Source organism: Streptomyces sp. NPDC049597, from assembly GCF_040675505.1.
Taxonomy (GTDB): Bacteria; Actinomycetota; Actinomycetes; order Streptomycetales; family Streptomycetaceae; genus Streptomyces.
In genome coordinates, this window is the sequence record NZ_JBFAOY010000003.1 from 1 (window position 1) to 26,259 (window position 26,259).

Consider the following 26,259-nt stretch of genomic DNA (forward strand, 5'->3'; position numbering starts at 1 on the left):
TTTACCCGTGATCGGGTGCACATCCGAAGAGCGGAACAACCGGTCGGAATAGGACCGGTCGTTCACAGCGTCCTCGCTGTGTATCGCCACCCCGCGAGCGGGATGGACTTTTCAAAGGAACCTCGACCATCCGGAGATGGACGGGGTATCAACATATCTGGCGTTGATTTTTGGCACGCTGTTGAGTTCTCAAGGAACGGACGCTTCCTTTGTACTCACCCGCAGAATCTTCTGGGGCTTTCCTCCGGGCGCTTCCCTTCGGTGTTTCCAACACTATCAGGCTTTCTTGCTCCCTCTGACCACCACCCTGCGGACAGCAGTGGTTTAGACCAGTTAGGATCTCGGCTTGATAGCGCTGCCGACTCCCCGACTCGATGTCGCGTTGGGGCCAGGCAGGGGTACGACAGTACAGCTCGGCCGCAGTCGAGGCAAATCGTTTGCGGTGCGCCCCTAGGTCCGTCAACTGGTAGCTGTCAGGCGGAACTAGGACTTCATATGACATACCCTGCTGAACAGCGCGTCGTCCGGTACGACCAGTGTCGACGCAGCACGAAATCCCAGCCCTGGGAGGCTCCATGACCACAGTGACGTCCCCTCTCGCCGGACGGGCCATCGGGCTCGCGGCCGTGCCCGATCCGGTCTTCTCCGGTGCGATGGTCGGTCCTGGGACCGCCATCGATCCCGAGCCGGGGGCTTCGGAGGTCGTCTCCCCCGTCGCGGGCATCGTCGTCTCTCTCCACCCGCACGCGTTCGTCGTCGTCGACGACGAGGGGCATGGCGTTCTGACGCATCTGGGCATCGACACGGTGCAGCTCAACGGTGAGGGCTTCGAGCTCCTCGTCAACAAGGGCGACACCGTGCAGCGCGGCCAGGCAGTGGTCCGGTGGGACCCCGCGGCCGTCGAGGCGGCCGGGAAGTCGCCGATCTGTCCGGTCGTGGCGCTCGAGGCCACCCCCGACTCCCTCTCCGACCTCCGTGAGGACGGCGACGTGAAGGCCGGCGACAGCCTCTTCGGCTGGCGATGACCGCCGTACGCCGGTGACGGCGAGTTCGACACAGACCGCGGCGGCACGGACCGCCGCTCAACCGGAGACGGGTGACATGGAGACAACGCTGCGAGGCGTCGGCGTGAGCCACGGGGTGGCGATCGGCGAGGTGCGGCACATGGGCACGGCGGTTCTCGAGCCGCCGGCCAAGCAGATACCGGCGGAGGAAGCGGAACGCGAGCAGGGACGGGCCCGGAAGGCCGTCGAGGCCGTCGCCGCCGATCTGATCGCCCGGGGCAATCTCGCCGGCGGCGAGGCGCAGGCTGTGCTCGAGGCGCAGGCCATGATGGCGCAGGACCCCGAACTGATGGCGGACGTGGAGCGCCGCATCGCCGTGGGCAGCACGGCCGAGCGTGCGGTGTACGACGCGTTCGCCGCCTACCGGGCCCTGCTGGCGGGTGCGGGTGAGTACCTGGCCGGACGGGTCGCGGACCTGGACGACGTGCGGAACCGGATCGTGGCCCGGCTGCTCGGGGTGCCGATGCCGGGCGTGCCGGACAGCGACGAGCCGTACGTACTGATCGCGCGCGATCTGGCGCCGGCCGACACGGCGCTGCTGGACCCGGCGCTCGTGCTCGGCTTCGTGACCGAGGAGGGCGGACCGACGAGCCACAGCGCGATCCTCGCGCGGGCGCTCGGCGTCCCCGCTGTCGTGGCTCTGCCGGGCGCGGGTGAGCTGGCCGAGGGCACGCTGATCGCGGTGGACGGCAGCACGGGAGAGATCTTCGTGGAGCCGAGTGCGGAGAAGCGGGCCGCGATGGAGCAGGCCGCCGCCGAGCGCAAGGCCGCCCTCGCGGCGTCGAGCGGCCCGGGGGCGACGTCGGACGGGCACAAGGTGCCGCTGCTGGCCAACGTGGGCGGTCCCGCGGACGTGCCGGCGGCGGTCGATGCCGGTGCCGAGGGTGTCGGGCTGTTCCGTACCGAGTTCCTCTTCCTCGACGACAGCAAGCAGGCGCCGTCCGAGGAGAAGCAGGTCCAGGCGTACCGCCAGGTGCTCGAGGCGTTTCCCGAGGGCCGGGTCGTGGTGCGTGTCCTCGACGCCGGTGCCGACAAGCCGCTCGACTTCCTGACGCCTGCCGACGAGCCGAACCCGGCGCTGGGTGTCCGCGGGCTGCGCTCGCTGCTCGACCACCCCGAGGTGTTGCGCACGCAGTTGTCCGCGCTGTCGAAGGCGGCGCGGGGCCTGCCGGTGTACCTCGAGGTCATGGCGCCGATGGTGGCGGACCGTACGGACGCGAAGGCGTTCGCGGACGCGTGCCGGGAGGCGGGGCTGCAGGCGAAGTTCGGCGCGATGGTGGAGATCCCGTCGGCCGCGCTGCGGGCTCGCTCGATCCTGCAGGAGGTCGAGTTCCTCTCGCTGGGGACCAACGACCTCGCCCAGTACACCTTCGCCGCCGACCGGCAGGTGGGTGCGGTGTCGAGGCTGCAGGATCCGTGGCAGCCGGCGCTGCTGGATCTGGTGGCGCTGGCCGCTGAGGCCGCGAAGGCCGAGGCCAAGAGCTGTGGTGTGTGCGGTGAGGCCGCCTCCGATCCGCTGCTCGCGTGTGTGCTGACGGGTCTGGGTGTCACGTCGCTGTCGATGGGTGCGGCGTCCATTCCCTATGTGCGGGCGACGCTGGCGAAGTACACGCTGGCGCAGTGCGAGCGGGCCGCGGCCGCTGCGCGTGCCGCCGACACCGCCGAGGAGGCACGGCTGGCCGCGCAGGCGGTGCTGTCCGGCGAGTAGTCGTCGGCCGTGTTGTGTCGAGGGGGCCTTCCGCCGGGCGGCGGGAGGCCCCCTTCGCCGTTCAGTGATGGGTGTCCGGATCGTCGGTCGTGACGGGGAACCCGGCGCAGTACTCGACGCCGGGCTCGGGTGACAGCGGTTCACCGGTGGCGGCGTCGGTGCAGTAGGCGCTGAAGACCTCGCCCGCGGTGAGCGGGATCAGCCGGCCGTGGTCGAGGCGCCAGCCGTGGAGGTGGTCCGGGCTGCCGGGGCGGCTGGTGCGCAGGACGACCCCGCCGGTGGTTTCGAGGGCGATTCCGGAGGCGAGGACGGTCACGAACTCGGCGCCCTCCCCGGCGTCGATCTCTGCGGAGGCCGTGGCGGAGCCCTGGGCGTGGAGGACGGCCAGGAGCTGTTCGTCGGGGCCCGGGACGCTGCACACGAGATGGTGGGTGCCGGGTCCGGCTGCTTCGAGGAGTCTCATGAGGATCCGGGACGCCCGGTCGAAGGCGGAGCGTCCGATGTCCTGGCCGCAGTCGGCGCAGGTGCCGAGGTCGGCGAGGAGCAGCGTCGCGTACTGCCAGGTGGCGTGGCGGACGGCCTGGTCGATGAGCCGGGGCAGCAGCTCGGCCAGTGGCTGTCCGGTGTAGCGGACCGTGGGGCCGCGGCCGGTGAGCTCGGCGGTGAAGCGGCTGCGGGCCTCGGCGGTGTCGGCGTCGAGGCCGGTCTCCGTGCAGAACTCGGCGTATTCGTCGGGATCGAAGAGGGCGACCGTGGTGTGCAGTTGCCGGGTGGCGAGCGTCTTCAGGAGCTGCTCGGAGTGGCGGAGATAGGTGGTGTGGTCGTCGAAGGTGAAGCTGCGGTAGCGGCGCATCGCGGTGAAGTCGCGGGGGTCGGCGAGGATGCCGACGGTGCTGGGGACTTCGCGGCGCAGGGTGCGCCGCATCGATGCGTGGGTGCCGGGCCGCTGGGACCTGCTGGTGTGCGCCATGCTGATTCCCCCTGAGCGCTGTTGGTCACTGCTCACTCACGCTAGGTGGTGGCACTGACAACGGCGCCGGTCGCCCCGGACGCCGCCCGGGAGCGGCGTCCGGCGCGACCGGGAGCGGGAGCTACCTGCGGGTGCGGGCCAGGTCCTCGTAGAAGCGCAGGAGTTCGAGGTTGTCGACCGATCCGGGGTTGACCGCCTTGTCGAGCGCCGTGCCCTGGAGGAGGCGTTTGACGGGGACCTCGATGCGCTTGCCGGTGAGGGTGTGCGGTACGCCGGGGACCTCGATGATGTCGTCGGGGACGTGGCGCGGGGAGAGCTGTTCGCGGATGGCCCGCTTGATGCGGTCCTTGAGGGCGTCGTCGAGTTCGGCGCCTTCGGCGAGGTGGACGAACAGAGGCATCCAGTAGCCGCCGTCCGGTTCCTCGAGCCCGATGACGAGGGACTCGCGGATCTCCGGGAGGCGTTCGACGGCCTCGTAGATGTCGGCGGATCCCATACGCACCCCCTGGCGGTTGAGGGTGGAGTCGGAGCGGCCGTGGATGACCACGGAGCCGGTTTCGCTGATGGTGATCCAGTCCCCGTGCCGCCAGACGCCCGGGTACATCTCGAAGTAGCTGTCGCGGTAGCGGCTGCCGTCGGGGTCGTTCCAGAACCGGATGGGCATGGAGGGCATCGGGTTGGTGACCACGAGTTCGCCGACCTCGCCGATGAGCGGCTTGCCCTGGGGGTCCCAGGACTGGAGGTCCGTGCCGAGGCAGGCGGCCTGGAGTTCGCCGATGTGGACGGGGAGCGTGGGGACGGCGCCGGCGAAGCAGCTGCAGACGTCGGTGCCGCCGCTGACGGAGGCGATCCAGAGGTCGTCGGCGACCTCGTCGTGGAGCCAGCGGAAGCCGTCGGGCGGCAGGGGGGATCCGGTCGTGGCGACGCAGGTGATCTTGGAGAGGTCGTGGTCGCGGGCGGGGTGGACACCGGCCTTGGCGCAGGCCATGACATAGGCGGCAGACGTGCCGAAGAGGGTGGCGCCGGTGCGTTCGGCGACGCTCCACTGGGCGCCGGTGGTGGGGTGGCCGGGGCTGCCGTCGTACAGCACGACGGTGGTGCCGGTGAGGAGGCCGGAGACGAGGAAGTTCCACATCATCCAGCCGGTGGAGGTGTACCAGAAGAGGCGGTCGCCGGGGCCGAGGTCGCAGTGGAGACCGAGCTGCTTGAAGTGTTCGAGCAGGATGCCGCCCTGGGACTGGACGATGGCCTTGGGCAGGCCGGTGGTGCCGGAGGAGTAGAGGACCCACAGGGGGTGGTCGAAGGGGACCTGCTCGAAGACGGGCTCGGCGTCGCCCGCGGTGACGGCGGACCAGTCGAGGGCGCCGTCGGGGGCCTCGGTGCCGAGCAGGGGGATGTGGACGACGGCGCGCAGGGTCGGGAGTTCGCGGCGGAGCTCGGCGACGGTCGCGGTGCGGTCGTGTTCCTTGCCGCCGTAGCGATAGCCGTCGACGGTGAAGAGGACGACCGGTTCCACCTGCTGGAAGCGGTCGAGGACGCTGCGGGCGCCGAAGTCGGGGGCGCAGGAGGTCCATACGCCGCCGACGGCGGCCGTGGCGAGCAGGGCGGTGACGGCCTGGGGGATGTTGGGCAGGTATCCGCTCACGCGGTCGCCGGGGCGTACGCCGAGGGCGCGCAGTTCGGCGGCGAGTGCGCCGACCTGGCGGCGCAGCTCTGCCCAGGTGACGGGCGTGGGCTCGTGTGTCTCGTCCACATGAAGCAGTGCGGGATCATGTGCCCGGGCCGGGTCTTCTGCGGTGCGCAGGGCGTGTTCCGCGTAGTTGAGCGTGGCGCCGGGGAACCACTGGGCGCCGGGCATGGTCCGGTCGCCGAGCACGCGCTCGTAGGGGGTGGAGAAGCGGATGTCGAACCACTCGGCTACGGCCTGCCAGAACGTCTCGAGCTGCTCCACGGACCAGCGGTGCAGCGCGGGGTAGCCGCCCTCGGCCGGTGCTCCGTAGCGCTCGGCTGCCCAGTTCTGGAAGTGGGTGACGCGGGCGGCCGCGATGCGGTCGGCGTCGGGCTGCCAGAGCGGGGCGGGGTTCGCTGCTGAGGTCATGGGTCGGCTCCCGGGCTTTCTCTACGCGGTCGGTGCGCGGTGTCTGCGCGGCCCGCGGGCGGGCGGGGTGTGCGCGGACGCGGGCTGACACGGACGATGCCACGTGATCGTCTTTCGCACCAGGGCTCCCCGCCCATGGTCGGGAGGGCGCATATGTGCTCCGACCACGGGTGAACGGCAGTTGAACAGGACCCCTGATCCGCCGGCCGGGTGGCAGGGTGAGCTGCATGGACGGTCGTGACCTGATGCGCTCGGTGAGGAATGTCGGCTCGGTTCAGGGGTTGCGGGCGGCGCGCTCCGCGTGGCGGCGGGTCAGGGCCGACGCCCGGGAGCTGTCGGGCAGGGGTGCGGAGCGGGCCAGGGTGCCGGGGGCGGCGCGGGAGGCGGAGTCGCTGCCGGGCGGCGGGGTCGTCCGGTTCGCCCGTTCCGAGCTGCGCATCGTGGTCGCCACGGGCGGGGCGGTGTTCCGGGGCTGGGACGGTGCGGAGCCGCTGCCGTCCTACGGGCTGGCGGGGCCGCCCCCGGAGCCCGATCCGCGGGCCACCCTCGAGCCCGACAAGGACGGCGGCTGGCGGGTGGTGTCGGAGCGGGTGACGGTCGAGGTGTCGCGGCACGGGGCCGTGGAGATCCGCACTCCCGGCGGTGTGGTGCTGCGTCGTGACCTTCCGCCGCGCTGGTGGGAGCCCGTAGGCGGCGGTCCGGCCCGCTGGGTGCAGCGCAGCGAGGTCGGCGCCGACGCCCGGATGTTCGGTCTGGGCGGCCGGGGCACGGGCCTCCGGCTGCGTGGGGGCACCCACCGGCTGTGGAACGGCGGAGCCGCAGGGCCGGAGGGGGATGCTCCGCACATCACGATGCCTGTGCAGATGGTGGTCGCCGATGCGGGGTCGCATCTGGCGTTCCACGACACGTCCTGGGACGGCCGGGTCACGGTGCGCGAGGGCGAGGAGGGGGCGGGCTCGGGCCACGACCGGCCGGGGGCCGTCGAGCTGAGGATGGACGGCGGGCCGCTGCGGAGTTGGGTGCTGGTGGGCACTCCGGCTCGTGTCCTGAGCGGTTTCGCGCATCTCACAGGAGCGCCGGCGCTGCCGCCCTCGTGGGCGCTCGGGCTTCAGCACGCGGGCGCCGGGACGGACGACGAGCGGGCGGTGCGGCGTCTGGTGTCCGACTACCGGGAACACGGGCTGCCCTTGTCGGCCGTGCATCTCGGCGGGGGCCGGGGTCGTCCGGCGCGGCAGGCCGGGCCCGGCTGGTTCCGCCGGACACCTCCCGAGGACACGGCAGGGTCGTTCGGCGTGGAGGAGGCGCGGTTCCCGGATCTGCCCGCGCTGGCGAAGGACCTGCGCGGGGACGGGGTGCGGCTGGTCCGCGTCGTCGGTCCGGACGTCGCGGTGCGGCCGGGTGACGAGGTGTACGAGACCGGGGCGCGCACGGGGGCGTTCGTACGGGACGCGCGGGGTGCCGAGGTGCGCGGGGTGGCGGCTTCGGGCGATCGCGTGCACCCGGACTTCACCGATCCGCTGACCCGGGCGTGGTGGGGCGAGCTGTACGGGGAGTTACTGGACCAGGGCTTCTCGGGGATGTGGCACGAGGCGCCCGCGCCGTGGGCGAAGTCGGTGTCCGGGGCCATGGCGCTGCCGCGTTCGGCGCGGCATGTGCTGGAGGGCCGCGGCGGTGACCACCGGGAGGCGCACAACGTGGGCGGTCTGGCGATGACGCGCGCCGCGTACGAGGCGCTGTGCCGGCTGCGTCCCGACGAGCGGCCGTCTGTGGTGTCCGGCTCCGGCTGGACGGGGGTGCAGCGGTACGGCGGGGTGTGGGCCGGGCCGGTGGCGGAGGGGTGGCCGGGCCTGCGTGCCTCGCTGGCGCTGGTCCTGGGGCTCGGTGTCTGCGGCGTGCCGTTCGCGGGAGCGGAGGCCGGGCCGGTGGCCGGGATGTCGGCGGAACTGTATCTGCGGCGGCTCCAGATGGCCGCGTACCTTCCGCTGCTGCGTGCCGGGAACCCGGGCGCGGAGCCGTGGGAGTTCGGGCCCGAGGTGCTGGCGCATGCGCGGGCGGCGCTGCGGGAGCGGGAGCGGCTGCGTCCGTATCTGGTGGGACTGGCGCATCTGGCACGGCTGACCGGTGCGCCGTACGCCCGTCCGCTGTGGTGGGGCTGCCCGGAGGACCGGGTGCTGCGCGACTGCGAGGACGCGTTCCTGCTGGGTGATTCCCTGCTGGTGGCGCCGGTGCTGGAGCCTGGTTCGGACAGGCGGGCGGTGCGGCTTCCCCGCGGGCGCTGGTACGACACGGCGACGGGCCGCGCGTACGAGGGCCCGGCTCAGGTGCTGGTGGACGCGCCCGTGTCCCGGATTCCCGTGCTGGCGCGGGCGGGCACGGTGCTCGCGGTGCGGGGTGACGACGGCGGGGTGGAACTGGAGGTCTGGGCGCCGGCGGCGGGGCGCAAGGGCGGCGGACTGGTGGTGCGTGACACCGGTGACGGCTGGGCGCTGTCGCGGATCGAGCGCTATGCGACGCGTCTGGAGGAGGGCCGTGTGGTGCTGGAACGGGTCACGGACGCGGGGCGGGTGGCGGCGGAAGGACCGGTGCGGGTGCGCGGTCTCGGCTGACGGGTCTGGCCGCTCAGCGGTGTGCGTACGCGCCCGCGAACCAGTTGCGTGCGGCGTTCGTGTGGAGCGGGAAGGCCAGCTCCTCGGGTCCGCGCAGCAGGTGCCAGCCGTCGGTCTCGTCGGTGGGCCGGGGCGGTGGCAGCGCGGCGGCGGGTCGGGCGGGCAGCAGTCCGAAGAGCAGCAGGTGCCCGGCGGCCGAGCTGAGGGCGTCGGCGAGGCGCACGTCGTGCTGCGGCGCCTCGATACCGGTCTCCTCGGCGAGCTCGCGCACGACGGCGTGCCGCCAGTCCTCGGCGTGGTCGATGAAGCCGCCGGGCAGGGCGGTCCCGCCGCGCGCGGGTTCGATGGTGCGGGTGATGACCACGAGTCCGGTGCCCCGGTCGTCGTACGCGGGCTGGAGGGCGACGGCCACGGGCAGGGGGTTGCGGTAAGCGGTCTCGCCGCAGGCGGGACAGGTGCGGGGCCAGCCGGCTGGGGAGCCGTACGGCGCTCCGCAGTAGCCGCAGTGGGAGTCCTGGGGCACGGGCGGACTGTATCCGATCACTCTTTCCCGCCGGGGCGGGAAGTGATAAACGGTGTGCGCATGACTCGACTTGGTTCCGCTCTCCGCGCTCTGACCGTGGCCGCCGCCGGGCTGCTCGCCGCGTCGGCGGCCGCCCCCGTCGCCGGGGCGACCCCCGAACCGAAGGCGCCGCGCGAGTTCGTGTCCCTGCGCACCGTCGCGCCGACGATCATCGAGGAGATGCGCTACACGACGGACCACAACTTCGTCGGCGTGCCGGTCGACGGGTACCGGCAGCCGCTGTGCATCCTGACCCGGCCGGCCGCCGAGGCGTTGGGCCGGGCGCAGTCCCAGCTCCTGCGGCACGGGTACTCGCTCAAGGTGTACGACTGCTACCGGCCGCAGCGCGCGGTCGACCACTTCGTGCGCTGGGCGAAGGACCTCGACGACGAGGCGATGAAGGAGGAGTTCTATCCGCGGGTCGACAAGTCGCGCCTGTTCGCGGACGGTTACATCGCGGAGAAGTCCGGGCACAGCCGCGGCAGCACGGTGGACCTGACGATCGTGAAGCTGCCGGCCGAGCCGACGCGGGAGTACGTGCCGGGCGAGCCGCTGACGGCGTGCTACGCGCCCGTCTCCGAGCGCTTCCCGGACAACTCCGTGGACATGGGGACCGGTTACGACTGCTTCGACACGCTGTCGCACACCGACGACCCGCGGATCACCGCGGCTCAGCGCGCCAACCGGCAGCTGCTGAAGGGGACGCTCGCCGCGCAGGGGTTCGTGAATCTGCCCGAGGAGTGGTGGCACTTCACGTACAAGCCGGAGCCGTTCCCGGACACGTACTTCGACTTCCCGGTGGCGCGGCGCTCGGTCGCGGGGCACCGGGCGGGCTGACGCGGGCGCCCGGCCGCTGCGGTGCGGTCGTGGCGCAGCGGACGTGCGCCGAGAGCCGCTGACGGCCTGGCCCGGTGGAGCGTTGACGGCCCTGTGCCCGGAAGGGGCCGGTGAGGCCGTGCCCGGGCAGGCCCTCACCCCGGTGCGGGAGCTGCCCGGCAGCGGCGCGGTTCACGGCTCACGGCTCACGGCTCACGGCTCACGGCTCACGGCTCACGGCTCACGGACAACGCCACGCGGTTTCTTGACGTTCCCGCCCTCCGTGTCCAGCACCCGCCGTGAGCTCTGGGTACTGTCCGCGACCTTGACGCCCCGTCACGGCGGGGGAAAACTGCCTCCTCGTCGGCATCGCCGCACTTCGGCACGCTCACCACGCTCGTCACGGACGCCGGGCGGGGGCCGGGGACCTCCCCAGCCCCCGGGTCCGCAGCCATGGACGCCATGGAGCACGCACCCTGCACGGAGGACCGGGGCCGGGGCCCCGGGCCAGGGCAAAGGAGCCGCCATGAGCAACGGAGACATATTCCTCGGTGAGGTCATCGGCACCGCGATCCTCATCCTCTTCGGCGCGGGCGTCTGCGCCGCCGTCACGCTGCACCACTCCAAGGCGAGGGCGGCCGGGTGGGTCGTCATCGCCTTCGGCTGGGGCTTCGCCGTGCTGGCGGGCGCCTACACCGCTGCTCCGCTGTCCGGCGGGCACCTCAACCCGGCCGTGACCGTGGGCGTCGCCGTCGACACCGGCGAGTGGGGCAAGGTGCCGCTCTACATCGCGGCGCAGATGGTGGGCGCGATCATCGGCGCCGTACTCGCGTATCTCGTCTACTACGCCCAGTTCCAGGCGAACGCCGACATCAAGACCGCCCAGCCGACGCTCGGGATCTTCTCCACCGGCCCCGAGATCCGCAAGCCGGCCGCCAACCTTCTCACCGAGATCATCGCCACGCTCGGCCTGGTGCTGCCGATCCTCGCGTTCGGCAGGAACGACGGCATCGGAGTGGGCCAGATCCCGGGCCAGGACACCGGCATCTACGGATCGGGCATCTCCATCCTGCTGGTGTCCCTCCTGGTCGTCGGCATCGGCCTGTCCCTCGGCGGGCCCACCGGATACGCCGTCAACCCCGCCCGCGACCTCGGTCCGCGCCTCGTCCACGCCCTGCTCCCGATCCCCAACAAGGGGACCTCGGACTGGGGTTACTCCTGGGTGCCCGTCGCCGGGCCCCTCATCGGCGGGCTGCTGGCGGGTCTGATCTTCAACGCGGCCTTCTAGCCGCATGCCTCCCGGCCTCGGGGCCGCTTCCACAAGGGGACGTAAGGGGACGTCATGACCGACAGGTTCGTCGCCGCTATCGACCAGGGCACCACGTCCAGCCGCTGCATCGTCTTCAACCAGCACGGCGAGATCGTCGCCGTCGACCAGCGCGAGCACCGCCAGATCTTCCCCCGGCCCGGCTGGGTGGAGCACGACGCCACCGAGATCTGGTCCAAGGTCCAGGCCGTCGTCGCGGGCGCCCTCGCCAAGGCGGGGCTGCGGGCCGGCGAGCTCAGCGCGCTCGGCATCACCAACCAGCGCGAGACGACGGTCCTGTGGGACCGCGCCACCGGCAAGCCCGTGCACAACGCGATCGTCTGGCAGGACACCCGCACGGCCGCGCTCTGCCGTGAACTCGGCGGCGCGGACGGCCAGGACCGCTTCCGCGACACCACCGGTCTGCCGCTCGCCAGCTACTTCTCCGGGCCCAAGGCCGCCTGGCTGCTGGACAACGTGCCCGGGCTGCGCGCACGGGCCGAGCGCGGCGAGATCGCGTTCGGCACGATCGACTCCTGGCTGATCTGGAACCTCACCGGCGGCACCGACGGCGGCGTCCACGCCACGGACGTCACCAACGCCTCACGCACCATGCTGATGGACCTGCAGACCCTGCGGTGGGACCCGGCCATCCTGGCGGCGATGAACCTGCCCGAGGCGATCCTCCCGGAGATCAGGTCGTCCGCCGAGGTGTACGGCACGGCGGTGGGCCAGCTGTCCGGCGTGCCGGTGGCCTCCGCTCTGGGCGACCAGCAGGCCGCCGTCTTCGGCCAGGCGTGCTACGACACGGGCACGGCCAAGAACACGTACGGCACGGGAAGTTTCCTGCTGCTCAATACCGGAAACCGGCCCGTGCCCTCGAAGAGCGGACTGATCACCACGCTCGGCTACAAGATCGGCGACGAGAATCCGGTGTACTGCCTGGAGGGATCGATCGCCATCACCGGGGCGCTGGTCCAGTGGTTCCGCGACCAGCTCGGGATCATCCGGTCGGCCGGCGAGATCGAGACACTGGCAGCGAGCGTCGACGACAACGGCGGCGCGTACATCGTGCCCGCCTTCTCCGGCCTCTACGCGCCCTATTGGCGCTCCGACGCGCGAGGAGTGATCACCGGGCTGACCCGGTACGTCACCAAGGCGCATCTGGCGCGGGCCGTGCTGGAGGCGACGAGCTGGCAGACGCGGGAGGTCGTCGACGCGATGTACCAGGACTCCGGGGTGCGCATCACCACGCTGAAGGTCGACGGCGGCATGACCGCCAACAACCTGCTGATGCAGCACCAGGCGGACGTGCTGGCGGTGCCCGTGATCCGGCCGAAGGTCTCCGAGACGACCTGTCTGGGCGCCGCGTACGCGGCCGGGCTCGCGACCGGTGTGTGGGCGGACCTGGACGAGCTGAAGGCCCACTGGCAGCGCGACGTCGAGTGGTCGCCGCGGATGGAGGCCGCGGTGCGCGAGCGCGAGTACCACAACTGGCGCAAGGCGGTGGAGAAGAGCTTCGGCTGGGAGGAGGAGGCCGCAGGGAGCTGAGGCCGGCGGGGGCCGGCCGCGGAACGCCAACGGCCGCCCGCCGCGGCCCGCCACCGCGGGACGCCCTGGAAGCGCACGGCCCGTACCCCTGTCGGTGGGGGTACGGGCCGTGTCCGGTGCGCGTGGCGTCAGGTGGTGGCGGGCTCGCGGGCCTGGTCCGCGCGGACCCACGCGTGTTCCACGACGGCCACCAGGATCTCCTTGACCGACTCGCGTTCGCGGGCGTCGCCGATGAGCACCGGTACCTCGGCGTCGAGGTCCAGAGCCGCCCGTACGGTGCTCGCGGGGTACCGGTTCGCCCCCTCGAAGCAGTTGACCGCGACGGCGAAGGGGATGCCGCGGCGCTCGAAGTAGTCGATGGCGGCGAAGCAGTCCCCCAGACGGCGTGTGTCGGCGAGGACCACCGCCCCGAGCGCCCCCTGCGCCAGCTCGTCCCACAGGAACCAGAAGCGGTCCTGGCCGGGGGTGCCGAAGAGGTAGAGCACCAGGTCGTCGCGCAGGGTGATCCGCCCGAAGTCCATGGCGACCGTGGTCGTCGTCTTGTCCTCCACACCGGAGACGTCGTCGACGGGACGCCCCGCCTCGCTGAGCGTCTCCTCGGTGCGCAGCGGTCTGATCTCGCTGACGGCGCCCACCAGGGTGGTCTTGCCGACGCCGAAGCCGCCCGCCACCAGGATCTTCAGAGTCACCGGCTCCGGCGGTGCCTCTCGGCGGCTAGAGCGCCCGAAGGCCATTGATCACCTCGCGCAGAATGCTCACGTCCGGCAGTTCGGCCGGGGGTACGGGACGGGTTACATGGACGAGTTCGTCGTCGACGAGGTCGCCGACGAGGACCCGGACCACGCCCACGGGCAGGTCCAGTCCCGCGGCGAGTTCGGCGATCGACTGGGGTGTGCCGCCGCAGCGTTCGACGATCTCGACGTGCTCCGGGGACAGCGTCTGGTCGTGGCGGGTCTCGGCGGCGGACGCCTCGGGCACGACCAGGGCGATCAGGTCGAGTCGGTGGCGGCTGTCGTGCGCGGTCCGGCCGCGCGTCATGGCGTACGGACGGACCACGGGACCGGCGTCCGCGTCGATCCAGTGGTGGGGGGTGCGGCCTTTCCGGAGTGCATCACTCATGGCAGCCTCTCACCCCCCGGCGGCCTGACCGGTCCGTGGCGCGGTGGCCAGGTGGGCGCCGACCCGCTTGACCATGAGCGTCATCTCGTAGGCGACCTGGCCCACGTCGGAGTCGGCGTCGGCGAGCACGGCCAGACAGCTGCCGTCGCCGGCCGCGGTGACGAAGAGGAACGCCTCGTCGAGCTCCACCACGGTCTGGCGGACCTGCCCGGCGTCGAAGTGGCGGCCGACGCCCTTGGCGAGGCTGTGGAAACCCGAGGCCACGGCGGCCAGGTGCTCGCTGTCCTCGCGGGTCAGCTCCTTGGAGGTGCCGGTGGCGAGGCCGTCGCTGGAGAGCACGAGCGCCTTGCTGATGCTGGCGACGCGGTCGACCAGTTCGTCGAGGAGCCAGTTGAGCTCGCCGGCGCCTCCGGCGGCGAACTGCGCGCCGGTGGCGCTGGATGCTGCGGCGTTCGGTGCGGTCATGGACCGTCCCCCTCCGATGTCGTTCCTGGTGCGTTCCGGCCGGGGCCGGTGGCCCGGTCCGTGCCGCGTTCGGCCGCGGCTTCCTCGGCGTTGTGCCTGCGGCCGCGCTGCCAGCCCCGCTGCATGGACGCCATACGGTCGCGGACCTCCTCCGCGTCCCGCTCGGACCCCCGCCCCGCGGCAGCCGCCGCGGGCGGCTTGGCGGCGGCCGCTTCCCTCAGCTGCGGGGCCAGGCTGGCCTGCCGGACCCGCCGCGGCAGTCCGTCGAGCAACGGCGGAGCGGCGGCGGGCGTCTCGGGGCCTGGTGCACGGTCGCGGGGCGCGGCCGGCGGACCGGGGTCGCGGGCCACCGGCTCGCGTCCCTGGCCGGACCGGTCGCGGCGGTCGGCGACGAGGGGGATCGGCGTGGCAGGCGGAGCGGTCCCGCCGGAGGGCGGGGAGGTCCGTCCGAAGGGTGCGGGGGCATCAGTGCCGCGTCCGGCGTCGGTGGCGGGGTGGTGCCGCCCGGCGGTGTTCCGCTCGTCGACGCGGCGGCCGTGGTCGGCGACGAGCGTCGGCTGCCGCCGGCGCCGGGGCAGCGGGACGGGTCCGCCGAGCGGCTCCTGTCCCGGTACGAGCCCCTGCCGCTGCTGGTCGCGGCCCGCGCCCTCGCGGCGCTGGGAGCGGGGACGGAAGATGCCGCCGCGTTCGCTCTCGGTGTCCTCCAGGTCGCCGAGCGCGGCATCGACGATGGCCGCGCGGTCGACAGCGCCGGACCGGTCGTCACGGCGGTCGTCCGGCCCCAGGGCGCCGACGGGCGCCTCCAGTTCCACGGGTCCGTCGAGCAGCGCGGAGCCGGTCAGCCCGGAAGGGACCTTGGACAGGGCGAGCCGGCTGTGGTCGCGTCGGCCGGCCGCGCTCTCGGTCTTGCGGTCGAGCCGGAATCCGGTCCCCTGTGTCTCCGGCGCCTCGGTGAGCAGCGCGGCGGGGATGAACACGACGGCCGTGGTGCCGCCGTACGGGGACTGCTGGAGCGAGACGCGCACGTTCTGGCGCTGGGCGAGCCGGCTGACGACGAACAGCCCGAGCCGGTCGGTGTCGGACAGCTCGAACTCGGGTGTCTCCGCGAGCCGCAGGTTGGCATCGAGGAGCGCGTCGGGCGCCATGCCGAGTCCGCGGTCGTGGATCTCCAGGGTGAACCCGTTGGCCACGCGCTCGCCGTGGACCTGCACGCCCGTGTGCGGGGGTGAGAACACCGTGGCGTTCTCCAGCAGTTCGGCGATCAGGTGGGTCAGGTCGGCGACCGCGGGTCCGGCGACGCCGATGCGGGGCAGCCGGCGCACCTCGATGCGCTCGTAGTCCTCGACCTCGGCGACCGCGGCCCGTACGACGTCCATCAACTGGATGGGCTTGCGCCACTGGCGGGAGGGCGCGGCGCCGGAGAGGATCACCAGGCCCTCGGCGTGGCGGCGCATACGAGTGGTGAGGTGGTCGAGGCGGAAGAGGTCCGCGAGTTCCTCGGTGTCCTCCGTGCGCCGCTCCATCGCGTCGAGCAGGGTGAGCTGCCGGTGCAGCAGGACCTGGTTGCGGCGGGCGAGGTTGACGAAGACCTCGGAGACGCCGCGCCGCATGTCGGCCTGGCGCACGGCGGCCTCGACGGCGGCGCGCTGCAGGGTGTTGAGCGCCTGCCCCGCCTGCCCGATCTCGTCCTTGTCGTACTCCAGACGCGGAGCCTCGGTCTCGACGTCGACGTGCTCTCCGGCGGCGAGGCGGCGCATGACGCTGGGCAGGCGTACGCCGGAGACCTCGTGGGCCTCCTTGCGCAGCCGGGTCAGGTCGCGGACCAGTTCGCGGCCGATGCGCACGGAGACGATCAGGGAGACGAGGACGGCGAGGAAGCCGAGTACGCCGGCGACTCCGGCGCGTACGAAGACGCTGTACGCCGCCGGTTCGATGCGGTCCTCGTGGCGGTCGCCGGCCTCCTTGCTCTCGCGGGCGAGGTCGTCGAGGACGGGGGTCGCGGCCTCTTCCCAGCGGTCGATCTCGGCGGAGGAGAGCCGGTCGACGGGGCCCTCGGTGATGAGGCGTTCCTCCGTCTCGCGCAGCGGCACGGTCTCGGGGCTGCGCCAGTACTCCTCGTGGATCTCGCGGTCCCTCGCGGGCAGGCTCGCGAGGTTGAGCTCGTAGTACAGATTGCGCTGTGCGACGAGGTCGGTGAGGGTGCGTATCTCCTCGCCGGTGACCTTGCGGGTGGTGAGGGTGGAAGCGACGAGAGCGTCCTCGCGTGCGAGCATCTCCCTGGCCCGGAGCAGCCCGACCAGGCCGATCCCCTGCCGTTCGAGCTCGGCGTCGTTGAGGCCGTGCAGGGTGAGCAGGAAGCCGTAGGACGGGTCGACGAGGCGGTTGAAGAACTCGAGGGCCTGGACCCGGGTGATCGTGTTGCTGTCCACGGACCGGCGCAGAGCGCCGAGGCCGTCGAGCGCGTCGAGGAGCGAGGTGAGCTGCTGCGCGGTCGCGGGCGTCATGTCGTCGCGCACGGACTGCGCCCTGGCCCTGTCGCGCAGCCCGGCGACGACGGTGTCCGTCGCGTCCCGCCGGATGCGCAGCGCCGGCTGTGCGTCGGAGGCACGGCGGTCGGCCAGGTAGACAAGGGTCTGACGGCGTTCCTTCTGGAGGGCGTCGACGGTGTTCTCGACCGGGGGGCCGACCTGTTCGGCGACGGAACTGGCAGCCACGAGCTGAGCGGCGTCCCGGCCGGTCAGGACGGTCGCGAATCCCCACAGTGCCGTGAGGGAGAGCAACGGCACGAGGAGCAGCGCCACGATCTTCCGGCGGATGGACTTCCCGCGAAAGCGCATGGCCTCCCCCTGCTCAACCCGGCCCGGCTCGGCGGGTGTTCGGTCAACAAACGGCGCGAGCCTACTACTGTCGTACAGACAACTCGAAGGCCCGTCCGGACGATTTTCGGCCGACGGAAGTGAGCCCGGTAGCGGAGATGCCCTGGTATTCGCGGAGATGGCATTCCTCTCTGTGTCGCGAGGGAGCGGCGACACGCCTCTTTTCGGACCGGGGCAGTTGGCCGGAATTCTTCGCTTCGGGGTGCGGCGTACGGGTCGGGAACGCGAGCCCGGACGTGGTCGCCATGGCGGGAATCTTCACGGCTTCCCGATCGTCCATACGTACGGGGAGCCGCGGAGGTTCACAGTCGTCACGCGCCGACTCTTCGGCAGGGCACCGCATTCCACGGAATGCGTCGGATGCCCGTGCAGGAGTGCGCGAGCCGGAACAGCCGGAGTAGAACGACGGATTCCGGGCAGCCACCCTGAAGTGCGACAGAGGTGGGGAGTGACAGGATCCATGGACACGCACGAGCGCCGCGAAGAGATTCCGGGCTCCGCGCCGGAGGCGTTGCGGAAAGCGGCGTCCGGCGCGTCCGGAGCGACATCGGCACATGACGACACGCATGTGCCGCGCTCGCTCTGGATCGAGGAGCCGACGGCCAGGCGACGCATGGCGGATCCGGTGCGTACGGCTGCGGTCCGAGCGGTGATCATCACGTCCCTGACCTTGATTCAGGCGATGGCGGCATTCCTTTTGTCGGTGACGGGTTCGTGGCTGGCGTTCCCGATGGTCCTCACCAGTGTGGCGAGCACGGTGGTGGCTACCTGGTCGGTGCTGGACGTATGGGTGACCCGGCAGGTGTGGAACCAGCGCCATGGGGTGGTGTCCGTGCCCAGCAGCACGGCGCGGCAACTGCGCCGCGAGCGCCGCCGGGCACGCCGGGCGGCGCGGGCGTCCGCGCGTGAGGCGTCCCGCATACGGAGGCCCGGCGCGGGCGGGCTGTCACGGGCCTGACCCGCGGGTTCGCCCGGGGAGGACGACGTCGCCGGGGTGCCCGCTTGGGCCCGAGACGGACGGGGCCGCCCGAGCCGCAGGTCACGGGACCGGCGTCGGAGCGGGCCGCCGGGGCGGGTGTTCGCTTGGGGCCGGCGACGTCGCCGGGGTGGCAGCCACGCTGCGGCCCGGCGACGGACAGGGCCGTCCGAGCCGCAGGTCACGGGGCCGACGTCGGCGGGCCGCCGTCCCCGTGACCCGCCCGGCCCGACGCCGAGGCTGTCCCACCCGTGCCGGCCCCGCCGGGCGGTCGGCTACGCGTCCGGTGCCGCCGTCGCCCGCTCTCCGGCCGGGGACTGCTCGGACGCCGACTGCTCAGGGAGCGCGGCCCGCTTGAACATGCGCGTGGCGGTGATCTCGCCGTGCACCGTCTCACCCGCGGGCTCGATCTGGGGAAGCCCCGGGCGCAGGTGCTCCTCGACACTGATGTACTTCAGTCCCGCCCGCAGGTCCGCATCGTTGCGCAGCCGGATCACCAGCGGGAACTCCGCGAGCGCCGTCGTGTCGAACAGGCCCGTCGTGTAGAGCAGTTGCACGCCGAGAGCGTGGGAGACGGCGCGCTGGAGCTCCAGCAGATAGGTCGCGTTGGCCCGCCCGATGGGGTTGTCGAGGAACAGCGTGCCCGCGTGCCGGTGCTTGTCGCGCCCGCGGTCGTTGCTGCGCAGGGCCGCCATCGTGCAGTACAGCGCGATCGCCGCCGTCAGCAGCTGTCCGCCGGAGAACACGTCGCCCATCTGTCCCACCGGCACCCGCTCCGCGCGGAGCACGGCGTCCGGCTTGAGGATCTCCACCGCGACGCCCTTCGGCTCCAGGGCCGCCTGCACGCCCCGCAGCAGCAGGGACATGCCGTCTCTGCGTCCCTCGCCGTAGGCGGCGGACGCGTTCTTCTTCACCGCCGCGCGGGTCGCCTCGTCGATGACCTCGCCGAGCCGCTCCGCGAGCGTGGCCTGGTCCGGCTCCTCGAAACGGATCCGCAGGAACTCCTGCCCCGACCACTCCCCGAGCCCCTCGGGCAGCCGGGACAGCCGCTGGGCCGAGCGCAGGGTCGCGAGGGCGGATTCCACCAGACCGCGCAGGCGGTCCACGATGGTGTCCCGGTTGCGCTCCAGCTGCGCCAGTTCGTCGGTGAGCACCCGCAGGCGGGGCGCGAACGCCTCGGCCCACCTCGCGGCGTGCTCGGGCAGCGCGGCCGCGGGCAGTTCGCGGATCTGCTGGCGTGCGGGGGTGCGGACCTGCTCGTAGCGCGTGGAGTTGGCGTGCCGTACGAGTACGTCGCTCGCCTCCCGTACGGCCGACTCGGCGGCCGACAGGTCGGTCGCGCAGCCGCGCAGTGACCGGCGTGCCTCGGCCGCGGAACGGCGGGCCTCCTCCAGCGTGGCCGGATACGGCTCCGGGGCGTCGGCCGTCTCGTCGTCCTGGTGGTGGTCGCGGAGCAGGTCGCGCAGGAGCGCCGCGGTCTCGTCGAAGCCGCCGGCGGCGTCCTCGGCGGCCCGGTGGGCCCGGAGCAGCTCCGCGTGCGTGGTGCGGGCGGTCTCCAGCGCCTCGGTGCGCGCGGCCAGTTCGCCGTCGGCGGTGCGCAGCAGCGCCTTGGCGTGCTCGGCGTCGTCGGGGACGAGGTGGTCGGGCAGATCGGTGTGCGACGTGCCGTCGGCCGGGGCCAGCCGCTCGGCCTCGCCACGGAGACGGCCGAGCTTCTCGCTCGCCTCGGACGCGCGTGACTCCAGCATCTGCACGAGCGCCTCGGCGCGGGCGGCGGCTGCCTGGCGCGACGGGCCGTCGGCGCCGTCCGTGCCTTCGAGGAGCTGGGCGGCGCGGGTGCGGACCTTGTTGGTGAGCCGGTCGAGCTCCGCGAGCGCGGCGCTCTCGTCGCTCTCGGCACGGGCCTGTTCGGCGCGGAGGTCGGCGCCGACGCCGACCTTCTCGTAGAGCTGGGAGGCGGCGCGGTAGGCCTCGCGGAGCGCGGGCAGGGAGGCGCGCGGGGCGTCGCCGTCGTCCTCGGGGAGGTTCTCGGGGGCTCCGGCGATCTCGGCGCGCTCGGCGCGCAGGGCGCGGGCGGTGCGGCGGGCGTCGTCACCGGCCCGCTGGGCGGCGCGCCGGTCCTCGTCGGCGGCCTTTGCGCGCTCCAGGCAGGCGGCGGCGCGGGCCTCCGACTCGGCGGCCTCGTCGGCCAGTTCGCGCAGCTTCGCCTGCCAGCCCGCGCGTTCACGCAGCCGGAACGCGAGTCCGGCGAGCGCGTCCGCGGCGCGACGGGCGCGCTGCGCGGCCTCCTGCCGCTCCTCCCGCACACGCGCGGCGTCGGCGGCCGTCTCGTCCGCCTCGGCTCGTTCCGTACGGGCCTGGGCGAGGGCCTCCTGTGCCTCCACGGCCACGGCGCGGGCGGTGCGCGCGGCGGCGGCGAGCTCCGCGAGCATGCCCTGCGGGCAGTCCTCGCGCCAGGCGGCGAGCCGGGCCGCGAGGGAACGGTCGCCCGCGAGGCGTGCGGCGAGCGCGCGGATCTCCTCGTCACGGGCGGTCGCCCTGGCCCGCAGCGCGTGCCGTTCCTCGTCGGCCGCGGCCTCGTCGTGCATGGCCGGGTTGGGCGGGACGAGGAAGACGTCCTGCTCGGTGCCGGCGCCCGTCGCGGGGACGGGAGCGAGCAGCGCGGCGGCGGTGCCGACGGCGACGGCCGAGCGCGGCAGCAGTGCGGCACCGGCGAGCGCCTCTCGCGCGCGGGTGTGCGAGGCGGGGTCGGTGATCACGACACCGTCGACGAGCTCCGGCCGCGCGGCCAGGACGGCGGCGTGGTCGGCGGGGTCGACGGACTGGGCGAGATAGCGCCAGCCCGGCAGCGCCGGGATGCCGTGCTCACCGAGGTACTCGACGGTGGCGAGCACGTCGGGTGCGGGCGGCAGCAGTCCGCCGTCACCGAGGGCGCCGAGGATGCGCGCGTCGTCGGCGGCGGCGGTGCGCAGGTCGAAGAGCTGCCGCTCGGCGGACGCGATGGACTGCTCCAGCAACTCGCGCAGCTCGTCCGCGAATCCGTCGAGCTCGGCGGCGCTGAGCGGACCGTCACCGGCCCGTCGCGACGGGGTGCGCCGCCCGTCGGCGGCACCCGCCTGGGCCACGGCCCCGGTGGCACCGCCGTCCCCGTCCCGTTCGGCGTGGCCGCCCGGCGTCCCGTCGTGCGCGGCGTCGCCCGCGTCGGCCGCCGCCCCGGGCCCGCGATGCCCGCTGTCGCCGTCGGGCTGAGCGTCCTCGGGCCGGGCAACGGCCCCGTCGTGCGCGGCGTCGCCGGCGTGCGGCACACGGGCCGTGGTCGCCGGGCCACGGGCGTGGTCGGCGGCGACCGCGCTCGGGACGCGCGGCGCCGGTACCGCCGGGCCGGGCGGTGGGGGCGCGGGAAGGCTCAGCAGGTCCGCCAGCCGGCCGTCCTCCGCGATGGACTCGGCCGCGCGGCGCTCCGCCTCGTATGCGTGCTCCGCGGCCTGCGCCGCGTCCGCCGCGCGCGCGGCGGTCAGCTCGGCGCGCGACTCCGCCGCGGCGGCCTCCTTGGCTCGCTCGGCCGTGACGCGCGCCGCCTCACGTGCGGCGTCCCAGGCCGCGACCGTGGTCTTCTCCGCGTCGCTGGCCGCCAGCGCGGCCCTGGCCGGGTCGGCGTCGGGTGCGGTGTCGTCGAGCCAGCCCGCCCGTACGGCTTCGGCGGTCTCCTGCTCGACCTCGGCGAGGCGCTGGCGCAGGTGACCGATCTCGCTGCGGGCTCGCTGTGCCTCGGTCGCCGCGACCGTGGCGTCACGGTGGGCTGCCTCGGCGGTCTCCTGGAGGGCGCGGGAACGCTCCTCCTCCTCGTTCGCGACCCGTTCCCCGTCCTCGGCGGCCTTGTGCAGGGCGCGTACGAGATCTCCGGCGGCCTTGGCGCGTGCTGCCAGGGCCGGCGCCGCGTCCCGCTCCGCCTCGCGGATCGCCGCCGCGACACGGGCGGAGCGGTCACCGGCGGCGCGGTGCCGCAGCACGGCCTCGGCCGCCTGCCACGCCGAGTGCAGCGTGCGCGCGTCGATGAGTTCACGGCGCTGCCCGGCGGCGCCCTTCTCGGCGACGGTCAGGGCCAGGGAGGCGTGCCGGTAGGCCAGTTCGGCGGCGATCAGAGAGCTGCGGCTGCGGGCCTGCTCGGCCTCGGTGACCGTGTGCGCGGCGGCCGTGACCTGCTGGGCGAGGTCGGCCGCACGGGCCCGCTCCTCCGTGGCGCGGGCCGAGAGACGGCGCGCCAGGGTGCGGGTGCGGCGCTCGGCGGCGGAGTGGATCTCGCGTGCACGCGTACGTGCCTCGGCGGCCTCGACGATCCGGCCGAGGAGGTCGACCGAGCCGGCCGTGAAGTCCCGCTCCGCGGTGAGCTCGGCGCGGCGGCCGAGTTTGTTGCCGAAGCCGCTGACGAGGTCCGCGAGGCCGTCGGTGTCGCGGGTGTCGGTGACGGCTCGCAGCAGCAGATCGGTGAAGTCGGAGTCCTTCTTGACGGCGAAGAGGCCCGCGGCCTCGCCCTCATCGGCGTTCATCTCGCGCTGGTAGCGGAACAGTTCGGGGTCGAGGCCGAGCTCGCCGAGGTGTTCGTTCCAGCGGTCGTGGATCTCCTCCCAGTACACGTCGAGGTGCGGATACGCCTTGCCGGCCTCGGTGACGGCGTCGCGGAAGCCCTTCATGGTCCGGCGCCGGCCACGCGCTCCGGAGGCCCCTTCGACCGGCGGCCGCACGGCCGTGGACTCGGCGACGGGGAGGGAGTCGAGGCTGAGTCCGGGGCCGGGCCGGAAGGAGTACCACGCCTCGGCGAACTTGCGCGGGTCATTGGAGACCTGGCGTCCGCGCCACTCGCTGACCTTGCCGACGACGACGAGCTCACCCGTCTGTGTGTGCTGCCACTCCAGGGCGACATGTCCGCAGTCGTCGGCGAGCAGGAACTTGCGGAGCACGCCCGAACTCGCGCCGCCGAGGGTGTTGCGGTGGCCGGGCAGCATGACCGAGAAGATCAGCTTGAGCAGGACGGACTTGCCGCCGCCGTTCTCCAGGAAGAGCACGCCGGCGGGCGCGGGACGGCGCGGCGGGCCGACCGGCTCCTCCTCGAAGAACTCCGCCTGGGTGGGGGCGGGGTTGGGCACCGGCTCGCCGACTCCGCGCAGGTCGAGCACGGTGTCGGCGTAGCGCGCACCGGCAGGGCCGATGGAGTAGAGGCGGACCCGGGACAACTCGTACATGGCGGCGGACTCTCAGTCTTCTTCTGGCTTCGTCGAGCGGTGGCGCGTGCGGTGCGGTGGCGCGGGGAGGGCGGCTGCGCGGGGACGGTGACGCGGGGCGGGGGCGGTCACGCGTGGAACGGCAGGCCGGCGTCCGCCGCGAGCTCCAGGTCGTCGCCGTCGGGCGGCGCGACGAGCGTCGCGGTGCCGTCGCTGACGGGGACGACACCCAGCTCCAGCAGTTCGGCCATCGCCGCGCTGCCGGCCATGTCGCGCACCTGCAACTGGTAGCGGGCGGTGGTGCGGTACGCGCCTCCCGCGTCGTCGCCGGTCCGCTGGAGGAAGCCGGAGTCGGTCAGGAACGCGACCGCCTTGCCGACGATGCCGGTGGTGGATCCGGCAAGGCGGCGGGCGTCCTTCGTGGCGCCCGTCGCGCTGCGGCGCGCGTAGACCCGCCAGGCCGCCTCCAGGCCCGGGGCGTCGCTGGCCGGGTCGCTGTTCTCGCCCTGCTCCTCGGCGCGCTCCTCCAGCCTGCGGCAGGCCTGCCGGACGAAGGCGTCGACGCCGTTGACGGTGATCCGGCCGATGTAGCCGTCGTCCGCGAGGTCCTCGGGACGGGGGAAGGCCATGGCCGCGACCGCGAGGTGGGCGAGGCCGTGCAGGAAGCGGTCGGCCGAGTCGGCCGCGGCACGGCGCGCGTAGTCGCCCATGCGGACGGCGAAGACGGAGTCCTCGGCCGCGGTGACGGCCATGCCCGCGCGGGGCGAGACCTCGAGCACGACGAGGCCGAGGCCGGTCGCGACGGCGTCGGCGAGCCGGGCAAAGGCGGTGTCCTCGCGGTAGCGGCGGAGAAGTTCGGCGTATTCGGCGTCGCGGGCGGGGAGCAGCTTGGGCTGGAGGCCGAAGGAGACGAGACGGGCGGCGTCGGCGGCGTCCGCGGGGGTGACGGTGCCGGGGCCACGGGTGGGTCCGGCGGCCGTGGACACCGGGCCGGCCGGAGGGCCGAGCGGCGCGTCGGCCTCACGCCACGGCGCGGCGTGCTCTGCGTGCGGCTCGGTCACGGTCGGTGCTCCTCTGTGCGGTGGTGGTGCGTGTGCGGGCGGGCGGCGCCTTCCGCGGGCTGGTCCCCTGCCCGGCCCTTCGCGAGCCGGGGCAGGCCCCCGACTTCGAGCCGCGCTCGGCGCGGTCCTCTCGATCTCCCCGTGCGGCCGGGCAGCCGTGCGAGGAAGCCGTGGACGGGCTGATGCCGGGGAGCCGGAACCGGCCCCGCCGGCGAGGGAGGCGCTGAGGGTCCCTCCACGTCCGCAGGGCGCAGCGGGGCGGTCCGGGGGCGCAGTTGCCGCTGAGGGGACGGCTCGGCGTGGCGGGACGTCACATGCCCTCCGTGCGGTCCGCCGCCATGCCCGCCGCGTCCAGCAGTGCGGTGCCCACGATCAGGTCCGCGCCGCCGAACTCGGGGTCGTCCAGCTCCATGCCGTCGTCGACGGCGAACAGCAGGCGCTGTTCGCCCTGCCGGTACGCGGTGCCGACCGGCGGGCTCGCCGCGTGGACGGCCAACAGGGCGACGAGATAGGGAAGTTCGGGGTCGATCCGACGGGCCTCGGCGAGGAGACCGGAGAGCCGGCGGGGTGCGTCGTGCTCCAGATCGAGCAGTTCCATGGCGCTCACCAGCTGCTCCTCGCTGAAGCGGCTGTCGTCGGGGGTGGCGATCAGATCGGGCTCCGGCATCTCCGCGCCGAGGTGCTCCCGCTCCGGCGGCGGGGTGAGCAGCAGGTCGACCAGGTCGCCGACGCGGACGGATGCGGGCGTGCGCAGCCCGGTGCCGCGGGCGAAGAAGGCGTCGGTGACGCGGGTCGCCGAGGCGACGGGCAGCGGGAGCAGGGGCGCCAGCAGCTGGCCGTACAGGTCGAGTCCGGTCCGAGCGGTGGGGCGTGCGAAGGCCTGGCGGTCCTGCTCGGCCCGGAACAGCGGGCCGGCCTCCAGGAGCCGGGACTGCAGCTGGGTGTGACGGCGGATGCAGTCCTTGACGATGTCGACGAGCTCGGCGGCCCGCCGCTTGTGCTCCGGGTCCTCCGCCTCGTCGCGCGCCTTGCGGATGTTGGTCAGGATCGCGTTCTCGTGGCGGTAGCGGTCGGCGACGTGGTCGAGGGCCTCCGCGATCATGTCGGGGACGGCGTTGAGCCAGTCGACCGCGCGCACGTTGCGCCGGGTGGCGTCCAGGGTCCGGCGCAGCGTCTCCGAGTACTGCACGGTGCGGTACCGCGCCTGCTCGGCGGCGAGCTGGGCGTCGGCGAGGCGGCCCCTGCTGATGAGGACCTCGAGCTTCACCTCGGCGGCGATCTGTGCGCTGGTGACGTCGGTGTCGAGGGCGCCGACGAGGACGTTGACCGCCTCGTCGGTCGTGCGCAGGTAGACGCTGCCGCCGTATCCGGGGACTTCCTCGACGAGCTTGAAGTCGTAGTCGCGGCGGGTGTAGACCCCGTCGGTGCCGAACGTGCCGTACACGGCGCGGAATCCGCGGTCCACGCTGCCGACGTTGATCAGGTTCTCCAGGACCCAGCGGGCGACGCGCTCGTGCTCGGCCTGCGGGCGGTGCGGCGCCTGGGCCGCGACTCGCGGGAGGAGTCTGGCCACTATCTGGTCGTGGTCCGCTCCGGTGTCGAAGTCCATGTTGAGCGTGACGAGGTCGATCGCGGCGAGGGCGATCTCGGCCATCGCGTAGACCGTGTACTCCCCCGCGAGGTTGGCCTTGCGGGCGTCGAGGTCGTGCAGGGGAGCGGTGCACGCGAGCGCGCGGAGGCGCCGCGCCAGCCCTTCGTCGGCGGCCGGGCCCTGCGCGGGCCGCGGCCCCGCGCTGAGCTGGGGCGGAACGAATTCCGTCGGAGCAGGCGAAGTCACGGTGCACAGATTAGGTCCTCGCACT

Annotated in this window: 17 protein-coding genes; 7 read left to right on the forward strand and 10 right to left on the reverse strand. The window is 73.3% G+C overall.

Annotation, left to right across the window (positions count from 1 at the left end; translation table 11 throughout):
* Window positions 1-575: 575 nt before the first annotated feature.
* Entirely contained in the window at window positions 576-1,025 is a 450-nt protein-coding gene (locus AB0K02_RS05330) for a PTS glucose transporter subunit IIA (RefSeq protein ID WP_365991024.1), read from the forward strand.
* 76 nt (window positions 1,026-1,101) lie between these two features.
* The gene (gene ptsP / locus AB0K02_RS05335; protein ID WP_365991025.1) at window positions 1,102-2,772 is read left to right on the forward strand and encodes a phosphoenolpyruvate--protein phosphotransferase; all 1,671 of its coding nucleotides are present in this window, start codon (window positions 1,102-1,104) and stop codon (window positions 2,770-2,772) included.
* 61 nt (window positions 2,773-2,833) lie between these two features.
* Here ptsP and AB0K02_RS05340 read toward each other — a convergent pair whose 3' ends face one another.
* On the reverse strand, window positions 2,834-3,742 hold the full coding sequence (locus tag AB0K02_RS05340) for a hypothetical protein (RefSeq protein WP_365991026.1): 909 nt from the start codon (window positions 3,740-3,742) through the stop codon (window positions 2,834-2,836).
* Between the two features lie 121 nt (window positions 3,743-3,863).
* A complete protein-coding gene (locus tag AB0K02_RS05345) occupies window positions 3,864-5,840 on the reverse strand; it encodes an acetoacetate--CoA ligase (RefSeq protein ID WP_365991027.1) in 1,977 nt (658 codons plus the stop codon).
* A 227-nt stretch (window positions 5,841-6,067) separates the two neighbouring features.
* On the opposite strand from AB0K02_RS05345, the gene AB0K02_RS05350 reads away from it, so the two are divergent.
* Window positions 6,068-8,446: a glycoside hydrolase family 31 protein gene (locus AB0K02_RS05350; RefSeq protein WP_365991028.1), complete on the forward strand. Its 2,379-nt coding sequence runs from the start codon at window positions 6,068-6,070 to the stop codon at window positions 8,444-8,446.
* 13 nt (window positions 8,447-8,459) lie between these two features.
* Here AB0K02_RS05350 and AB0K02_RS05355 read toward each other — a convergent pair whose 3' ends face one another.
* Window positions 8,460-8,969 carry an NUDIX domain-containing protein gene (locus tag AB0K02_RS05355; protein WP_365991029.1) on the reverse strand — a complete coding sequence of 170 codons (510 nt, stop codon included), beginning with the start codon at window positions 8,967-8,969 and terminating at the stop codon, window positions 8,460-8,462.
* 60 nt (window positions 8,970-9,029) lie between these two features.
* On the opposite strand from AB0K02_RS05355, the gene AB0K02_RS05360 reads away from it, so the two are divergent.
* From AB0K02_RS05360 to glpK, 3 genes are all read left to right on the forward strand, one after another.
* On the forward strand, window positions 9,030-9,845 hold the full coding sequence (locus AB0K02_RS05360) for a M15 family metallopeptidase (protein ID WP_365991030.1): 816 nt from the start codon (window positions 9,030-9,032) through the stop codon (window positions 9,843-9,845).
* 505 nt (window positions 9,846-10,350) lie between these two features.
* Window positions 10,351-11,112: an MIP/aquaporin family protein gene (locus AB0K02_RS05365; protein WP_365991031.1), complete on the forward strand. Its 762-nt coding sequence runs from the start codon at window positions 10,351-10,353 to the stop codon at window positions 11,110-11,112.
* A gap of 54 nt (window positions 11,113-11,166) precedes the next feature.
* Window positions 11,167-12,681 (forward strand): glycerol kinase GlpK, encoded by a 1,515-nt coding sequence (glpK, locus tag AB0K02_RS05370; protein WP_365991032.1) that lies wholly within the window; start codon window positions 11,167-11,169, stop codon window positions 12,679-12,681.
* A gap of 128 nt (window positions 12,682-12,809) precedes the next feature.
* Here the strand turns inward: glpK and AB0K02_RS05375 are convergent, their stop codons facing one another.
* From AB0K02_RS05375 to AB0K02_RS05390, 4 genes are read right to left on the reverse strand one after another with little or no spacing between them, the layout of a single operon-like run.
* On the reverse strand, window positions 12,810-13,415 hold the full coding sequence (locus AB0K02_RS05375) for an ATP/GTP-binding protein (RefSeq protein ID WP_365991033.1): 606 nt from the start codon (window positions 13,413-13,415) through the stop codon (window positions 12,810-12,812).
* On the reverse strand, window positions 13,396-13,800 hold the full coding sequence (locus tag AB0K02_RS05380) for a DUF742 domain-containing protein (protein WP_365991034.1): 405 nt from the start codon (window positions 13,798-13,800) through the stop codon (window positions 13,396-13,398). The genes AB0K02_RS05375 and AB0K02_RS05380 overlap by 20 nt, the downstream gene beginning before the upstream one ends.
* A 9-nt stretch (window positions 13,801-13,809) precedes the next feature.
* Window positions 13,810-14,265, reverse strand: coding sequence for a roadblock/LC7 domain-containing protein (locus tag AB0K02_RS05385; protein ID WP_365991035.1), 456 nt, complete (start codon window positions 14,263-14,265; stop codon window positions 13,810-13,812).
* Complete coding sequence (locus AB0K02_RS05390) at window positions 14,262-17,102, reverse strand: nitrate- and nitrite sensing domain-containing protein (protein WP_365991036.1); 2,841 nt, start codon at window positions 17,100-17,102, stop codon at window positions 14,262-14,264. Before AB0K02_RS05390 ends, AB0K02_RS05385 begins: the two co-directional genes overlap by 4 nt.
* 499 nt (window positions 17,103-17,601) lie before the next feature.
* Between AB0K02_RS05390 and AB0K02_RS05395 the strand changes: the two genes are divergently transcribed.
* A complete protein-coding gene (locus tag AB0K02_RS05395) occupies window positions 17,602-18,099 on the forward strand; it encodes a hypothetical protein (RefSeq protein ID WP_365991037.1) in 498 nt (165 codons plus the stop codon).
* A gap of 293 nt (window positions 18,100-18,392) precedes the next feature.
* Here the strand turns inward: AB0K02_RS05395 and AB0K02_RS05400 are convergent, their stop codons facing one another.
* The 3 genes from AB0K02_RS05400 to AB0K02_RS05410 all read right to left on the reverse strand — a co-directional run bounded on the left by AB0K02_RS05400 (window position 18,393) and on the right by AB0K02_RS05410 (window position 26,234).
* Window positions 18,393-23,357 carry a hypothetical protein gene (locus AB0K02_RS05400; RefSeq protein ID WP_365991038.1) on the reverse strand — a complete coding sequence of 1,655 codons (4,965 nt, stop codon included), beginning with the start codon at window positions 23,355-23,357 and terminating at the stop codon, window positions 18,393-18,395.
* Window positions 23,358-23,464: 107 nt separating this feature from the next.
* A complete protein-coding gene (locus AB0K02_RS05405; RefSeq protein WP_365991039.1) occupies window positions 23,465-24,397 on the reverse strand; it encodes a hypothetical protein in 933 nt (310 codons plus the stop codon).
* Between the two features lie 310 nt (window positions 24,398-24,707).
* The gene (locus tag AB0K02_RS05410; protein ID WP_365991040.1) at window positions 24,708-26,234 is read right to left on the reverse strand and encodes a hypothetical protein; all 1,527 of its coding nucleotides are present in this window, start codon (window positions 26,232-26,234) and stop codon (window positions 24,708-24,710) included.
* Between the last annotated feature and the right edge of the window lie 25 nt (window positions 26,235-26,259).